General features: G+C 67.8%; 6 protein-coding genes, 2 tRNA genes and 1 pseudogene. 3 read left to right on the top strand and 6 right to left on the bottom strand.

The features are described from left to right. Nucleotides 1-6 precede the first annotated feature (6 nt). Nucleotides 7-267 (top strand): annotated as a pseudogene (locus QSK21_RS36425) (site-specific integrase); the annotation flags it as partial. Between the two features lie 198 nt (nucleotides 268-465). Here the strand turns inward: QSK21_RS36425 and QSK21_RS34345 are convergent. After that, nucleotides 466-555, bottom strand: a tRNA-Ser gene (locus tag QSK21_RS34345). Between the two features lie 105 nt (nucleotides 556-660). Further along, nucleotides 661-1092: a hypothetical protein gene (locus QSK21_RS34350; protein ID WP_285701884.1), complete on the bottom strand. Its 432-nt coding sequence runs from the start codon at nucleotides 1090-1092 to the stop codon at nucleotides 661-663. Between the two features lie 513 nt (nucleotides 1093-1605). Here QSK21_RS34350 and QSK21_RS34355 point away from each other — a divergent pair. After that, nucleotides 1606-2559 (top strand): oxygenase MpaB family protein, encoded by a 954-nt coding sequence (locus QSK21_RS34355; protein ID WP_285701885.1) that lies wholly within the window; start codon nucleotides 1606-1608, stop codon nucleotides 2557-2559. A 57-nt stretch (nucleotides 2560-2616) separates the two neighbouring features. Here the strand turns inward: QSK21_RS34355 and QSK21_RS34360 are convergent, their stop codons facing one another. Then, nucleotides 2617-3090: a nitroreductase family deazaflavin-dependent oxidoreductase gene (locus QSK21_RS34360; protein WP_285701886.1), complete on the bottom strand. Its 474-nt coding sequence runs from the start codon at nucleotides 3088-3090 to the stop codon at nucleotides 2617-2619. Nucleotides 3091-3454: 364 nt separating this feature from the next. On the opposite strand from QSK21_RS34360, the gene QSK21_RS34365 reads away from it, so the two are divergent. Continuing rightward, nucleotides 3455-3527 (top strand) — tRNA-Arg (locus QSK21_RS34365). Nucleotides 3528-3615: 88 nt separating this feature from the next. Here QSK21_RS34365 and QSK21_RS34370 read toward each other — a convergent pair. From QSK21_RS34370 to QSK21_RS34380, 3 genes are all read right to left on the bottom strand, one after another. Continuing rightward, a complete protein-coding gene (locus tag QSK21_RS34370) occupies nucleotides 3616-3765 on the bottom strand; it encodes a hypothetical protein (protein WP_285701887.1) in 150 nt (49 codons plus the stop codon). Beyond that, complete coding sequence (locus tag QSK21_RS34375; RefSeq protein ID WP_285701888.1) at nucleotides 3765-4181, bottom strand: tyrosine-type recombinase/integrase; 417 nt, start codon at nucleotides 4179-4181, stop codon at nucleotides 3765-3767. Before QSK21_RS34375 ends, QSK21_RS34370 begins: the two co-directional genes overlap by 1 nt. 748 nt (nucleotides 4182-4929) lie before the next feature. Next, complete coding sequence (locus tag QSK21_RS34380; RefSeq protein WP_285701889.1) at nucleotides 4930-5349, bottom strand: DUF2199 domain-containing protein; 420 nt, start codon at nucleotides 5347-5349, stop codon at nucleotides 4930-4932. Between the last annotated feature and the right edge of the window lie 883 nt (nucleotides 5350-6232).

Raw genomic sequence — 6232 nt, forward strand, 5'->3', positions numbered from 1 at the left:
GGCCTGATGTTCACCCGCGAGGACGGCTCGCCGCTGCGTCCGGAGTGGATCTCTGCCCGCTTCGATACGCACATCGAGCGGTATGCCGCGATCCGGCGGCGGCACGCGGACGGCTGGTCGGTCGCCGAGATCGCCAAGCGGCACCCGGTGCCGGCCGAGGCGGTGCGAATCGCGATCGACGGCGGGCCGCTCCCGCCGATCCGCTTCCACGACCTGCGGCACGGCGCGGCCACGCTGAGCCTGGCGGCCGGGGTCGACATGAAGATCATCAGCGAGACGCTGGAGCACGCCCGGTCGAGCTTCACCGCGGACGTCTACACCTCGGTGATTCCCCAGGTCGCCAAGGCGGCGGCCGAGGCGACGGCGACGGTGGTTCCTCGCCGGATCGGACCCACAATGGCCCCACAGGACGAGAACAGCGCGCCCGCCGAGGCTGTGGACCTCAGAGAACGCGCTGGTCAGAAGCGGAGGATCGGGGATTTGAACCCCGGATGGGCGGTAAGCCCAAACCGCATTAGCAGTGCGGCGCCATAGACCGGACTAGGCGAATCCTCCAGTAGCCCTCAGGCTCACGACAGGTTACCGGTCACCAGCCTAACCGGCAAAGTCCTTATCGGAGCGGTGGAGGCCACGTCAGGGACGGGCCTCCACCGGTTTGCATCAGGTGCCCGAAATGCCGCAGGCGCGGCCGAGCTCGGCGGCGTCCTGGATGAACGAGCTGGTGTTCGTGTTCGGCACGGTGGAGCCTCCGGAGGAGAGGCTGCTGAGCGTCGTGGCGAGCTGCTCAAGGTCGGTGGCGACCTTGCCGGCCGCGGTCTCCACGTCCCCGCCGGCCTTCTGGCCCTCAGAGCGGATCTTGCTGGCGGTGTCACGGAAGAGCTGGGCGTTCGCGCGGGTGCTCGCGCCCGGGTTGGTGATGTCGGGAGAGGCCATCTTGCCCTGGACCGACGACAGCTCGTTCCGGATGTTCCTGCACGCCTCGTCCTTCGCGGCGCCACCGGTGAGCGAGCTGACCGCGCCGCAGGCTGTGGACGCCAGCAGGGCGCCTCCGATGGCGAGGGCGCCGACGAGCCTCGTGGTGGACATGCGCATAGACCTTCTCCTTAAACGGGGGACGAGGGGGATCTCATAAGTCACATCTGTCTCTGACGTCACTTCGGCGCACCACCGTAGCGATCGGTTCCCCTCTCCGCGCTGGAATTCGTGACCGGCCGCCGCACGGCCCGGCGCAGGCGCCACCTCCAGCGCACCGTCCGCGTCGTCGCCGGCCTGCTTGCGGAACATCCCCGCAGGGCCCGGGGCCGTCACCGGGCTTCGTCCCGGCAGCCGCAAGGTCGCCGAGGACGCATCGGTATGGCTCACGCTCTCTTGCGTACGCCCAGGAGGCCGTTGGCGACGGCAACCGGCCAAGCCGAGAAGGGCGCGACCGTGGCGGCGGGCTCGGCGAGCGCCAGCGCAGAGGAGACGCACCACGATGCGGCCCCAAGCGGCGACCGTCCGAGGCGATCCTCATCTTCGGTGAAGTTTTCGCGAACGCGGCCTTGTAAGCGACCACTTATTCGCGTTTAACTGGCGGCGACCGTACCTCGCAAGGAGGCCGCGCACATGACGACCGACCACATCACGCTGAACACGGGTGCGGACGTGGCCGCGGACACGGCCACAGGCACCACCCTCGCCAGCGGCCCGAGCAATCGCCGCGAACCCGTCCCCTTCGCGCCCGGTTCGATCCTGTGGGAGCAGGTCGGCCTGTACACCTCGGCGATAGCGGGCAACAGCGCGTTCATCCTCCAGGCGATGCATCCCGCCATCGGCACGGTGGTCGACCAACTGTCCAGCTTCCGCAGGGACCCGATCGGGCGGGCGGTGCGCAGCTTCGCCTCCGTCCAAACCTGGGTGTACGGCGGCCAGACCGCGATCGAAGAAGGCAAACGGCTGCGCGAGATGCACAAACCACTCAGCGCCGTGGACGAGAACGGCCAACGGCATCACGCCCTATCAGCGGAACCCTGGGCCTGGGTGCATCTCACCGGTTTCTACGCTGCCGTCACCGCCACCCGCTACTTCGCACCGGCGCCCTTGACCCCGGCGGAGGAACAGCAGGTCTACGAGGAATTCCTCAATCTCGGCCGCATCCTCCAGGTGCCCGAGCGGATGTTCCCCGCTTCCGTCGCCGACTACTGGGCCTATTTCGACGACATGGTGGAGAACACCCTCGTCGGGCACAAGGTCGCGCACGAAGTCCTGGAACGGATGGACAAGGTCCCGCCCACCGTCCCGGCACCGCTACGTCCCGCCGTGGCTCCGCTCAGCCTCGCCGGTGGACGGCTCGGTCGTTTCATCACCGTGGGCACGCTGCCGCCCAGCGCGCGGAAGAAACTCGGCCTGCCCTGGAGCCGATCCGACGAGCGCCGGTTGCGGCTCGTCGCCTCCCTCATCGGGCGCGGCACCCTTCTCCTGCCCGAGCGCCTCCGCTACATGCCCATCGCGTACCGCGCCCGTGAGGCCGCCCGCGCCCAGCAACGCCTGGAGCAAGCCCTGGCCGAACGCCCGCTCTGACGGCGCTGCCTCCGTGTCCCGCCGGTCTAAGCCGCCCCCGGCGGGGCACGAACGGCACTATCGGCGCCACCGCGGGCTGAGCCGGACCACCGGGTACTCCCGGCCGGACTTGCTCTGGTGTTTGGCGATAATGGGATGCTCGGTGACGATGCGCAGCCAAGCCCGCTCTCGGTCGGCTCCTTCCAGCCGTTCTGGCCTCACCGGTATCGCTACACCCCCGGCCAGCTCGATCGACGCCTCTTCCGGATACGTCATCAGGTTGGCGTACCAGTCCGGGTTCTGGCTCCCGCTACCCAAGGCGACGATCAGCCGGACGTCCTCACCCTCGGCGAACCACGCCACGGGCGTCTCCCGTGGCTGTCGGCTCCGACGGCCCACCGTGTGCAGGATCAGCACGTCCATGCCCAGGGCACGACCGCGGCCCCGCCGGATCCTGCGCTTTACGCGGGCGTTCGACCGCTGCTTCACCCACCGCGAGAACGCCCCCGGTGTACCGGGCTTGCGCGCCCCGGTCTGCCGGCTCTCCTTCATGGGCACCTCCGCCCGATCATTGAATCAGCGTTCGTCGACGGCCGGGCTGTGCGGTTCTTGGTGAGAAGTAGCGATGCGAACGTACGACCGGCATCTCGGCACCTCCTCTTGACCGCCCGGATCGATACATCCGCTATGCGCACACGATGCGCACCTGAGCAGCACACGGGTCCGCCCGCCTGGCATGCCACTGTCCACCCGTCCCAGGGGACGCTGCGGATGCCCTACACTGGTGGGGTCGCCGCGGCGGAATCAGGTGCACGCACAACCCATGCACGAAGTCTCTGATTCTCGGCGGGACGACTCAAAAGCCTGGATGTTATGATCTCCCGGCACTACAAAAGCCCACCTCAGGGCCATAGTTGCAGCCGTAGCTCAATGGATAGAGCATCTGACTACGGATCAGAAGGTTGGGGGTTCGAATCCCTCCGGCTGCGCTCGACTGACCAGTCCAACGTCCTCAGCGGGAGACTGCCGGGGGTGTTTCTCGTTGCCGTGGGAGCCACGTTGGGAGCCACGGCCGCCTTAGGATCCGAAGAGCGCGCTGCTCATGGACTCGGCCGCCGTCCGCTTGTCGTCGATGAGCAGATGCCCGTAGACGTCTCTCGTGATCGCGATGCTGGTGTGTCCCAGGATTTCGGAGACCACGTGCAGCGGCGTCCCCTGGGCCGGCATCAGCGAAGCCCCGAGTGGCGTGGCTCGTGCGGGTGCCAGTGGCCGAGACCGGCCTTCTTGGTGTGCTTGGAGAAGGTGTGCGAGAAGTTGTCCGGATCCATCGGCGTCCCGACCTCGCTCGCGAACACCAATCCGTGATCACTCCGCAGGTCGCCGGCCGCCAGCCGGGCCGCGGACTGCGCGGCGTGCAGTTGCCGAAGTCGCGCCAGGAGCTGAGGAGTCAGCACCAGGGTCCGCCGGGACTTGGGCGGCTTCAACTCGCTCACCACGAGCCGGGTCTTCCGGTCGCTGGACTTGTCCCGGTTCTTGATCCGCTTCACCGCGTGTGGCCGCACCGTGCCGGCTTCCCAGTCGACCGCCGACCAGTGCAGCCCCAGCACCTCCCCGCGCTGCAGCCCATAAGCCGGCGCAATCATGATCGCCACCTCGAAACGGCGCCTTGACGGTGGCCAACAGGTCATTGGCCTGCTGGAGGGTGAGCGTTCGGCCCTCCTTGGCCACCACATGCGGCGCTGCTGAAAGCGCGGCGACGTTCCGCGCGATGATCCCTTTCCGCTCGGTCTGCCCCAGCGCCTTGCACAGCACCGTCCGCATGATCCGGATGCTGTTGGCGCTGTAGCCGCCCTCCCCTTGGCCTTCCACAGCCGATCGACGTCCTGAACCGACAGCTTCGACAACTTCTTACGCCCCAGCCCCGGCGCCAGGTGCAGCCGAACCGTGTCGTTGTAGTCCTTCTCGGTGGACTCGGCCACCGACCTGGGAAGGTTGTCGGCCAACCACCGATCAAGACCTCGGCGCTCGCGCCGCCGCCTCGGCCCGCCTGCCAGCCCGCCCGGCGCGTGCGGCGTGGGCGCCGGTCACCGGGCGGGTCGCCCGCTGGGCCGCGCACCGCGCTACCACCGCCCCGGCGCCCGGCCGACCGCGGTCACCGGGTCCGCGCCACCGCCAATAGACAGCGCCAGGTGTCCAGACCTGTCCCTCGCGTGCGTGCTTGGGGGTTCCACCACCCCCAAACCCCCGCGCACCGGAGCACTCGTCCGCGCGAACAGGTCTGTCACCGGTTCTCGCCGTTCGCGCGGACGAGCACTCCGGAACCTCAGTGCTCAGGTGACGGCTGTCAGCCGGGACGGCCAGGTCAGAATTCGCGCCTCTTGCTGTGTCTTCTCAGGCGGGCAAGGCGCCGAGGACGTCTGCGTGGTCCGAGGTCTCACCGAGCACCTGGCGAGAAAGGTCATGGTCGCTGCGGACGATGTAGGGCAGTTGCTCGGTGTCCTGGACAACGGCATGGGCCAGAGCCGCCAGGAGTTCACCGCCCCATGGGGACACGGCGTTGGCGAGCCAGCCATCAAGGGTGAGGTTTGCGTACTCGGGTGCTTCCCAGACCGCGAACGCGCGTTGGGGGTCGTCAGGATGCACGGCCAGCCACAGACCGAAGGTGACCGTGTGCCCACCCGTCAGCCGTACGGGGAGGAGGCAGCGGATGAAGGCCCCGATGTCCTGCACCTGCATAAGCGTGCCGTCGCCCACGTGCGTTGCTCGCGCTCTGCCTCGCTCAGCCCAAGCACCGGATCGGGCAGGTTGAATCGAAAATGCCGGTCATGCTCAGCCAACAGCCGACCGCACTCACAACGCCCCGCATCCACCTGCGTGCGTCCCATGAACGGAGATCCTTTCACAACCCATGCCGCGATGGCTCCCGGGAGCCACAGTGGGAGCCACGGGAGCGGACGCTCTTGGATTTCGGCGAGCGGATTCAGACAGACCGCAGGTTGACGGCCCAGCGTGCGGACTGATCCGGATGGCATCGGTGATCGTTTGGGGATTTGCGGCTGGGAAGGTCGGGGGTTCGGATTCCTTCGGCTGTGCCCGGGGCAGAGGCTGCTCGGGAGCTTTGCGAGGGGACTAGACGGCCACCGGGCAGCCAAGCGCTCAGGCTCGTGTCTCAGGTGACGATGCACTGGTGACGTCCGCAGTGTCTGAGGGTTGATCGTGCCTGAGGCGGGGGGTTTGGCAGCCGGCAGCCCTCCGGTCCGTGCCGTGGCCGGTGGACCGGGCGGCCATGGTTGGCCGAATCGAGTTTTCCGACAGAGAAAAAGTTTATGGGTGCTGCGCGGTGGATTGTGGTGGCCGCTCTGGTCGTCGTGGCGGAAATCGTCGTGGCGGGGGTCGGTTCTTCACCGTTGTGCGGTTGAACGACGCTGATCGGTCGGCCGGCGTGTTTCCAATGTTCTTGGCCGCGCTAGGATCTGGCGGGTCGGTGCTGGCCGCAATGTCTGAATCGGTCAGGCCGGGGATGTGGACGTCGACTGGCCACCAGGGACGAATGGCCGGTGATCGGGCGTGAGCTTCCCCCCGTTCACCGGACACCTGTCCTGAGGTCACCGGCGATCATCAGGAAGGATGTTCGTCATGCCGTCACCACACCCGCCCGAGTTCCGGCGCCGCGCGGTCGAGCTGGCCCGCCAAG

The organism is Actinomadura sp. NBRC 104412 (assembly GCF_030269515.1).
In the GTDB taxonomy this organism is placed as follows: Bacteria; Actinomycetota; Actinomycetes; order Streptosporangiales; family Streptosporangiaceae; genus Spirillospora.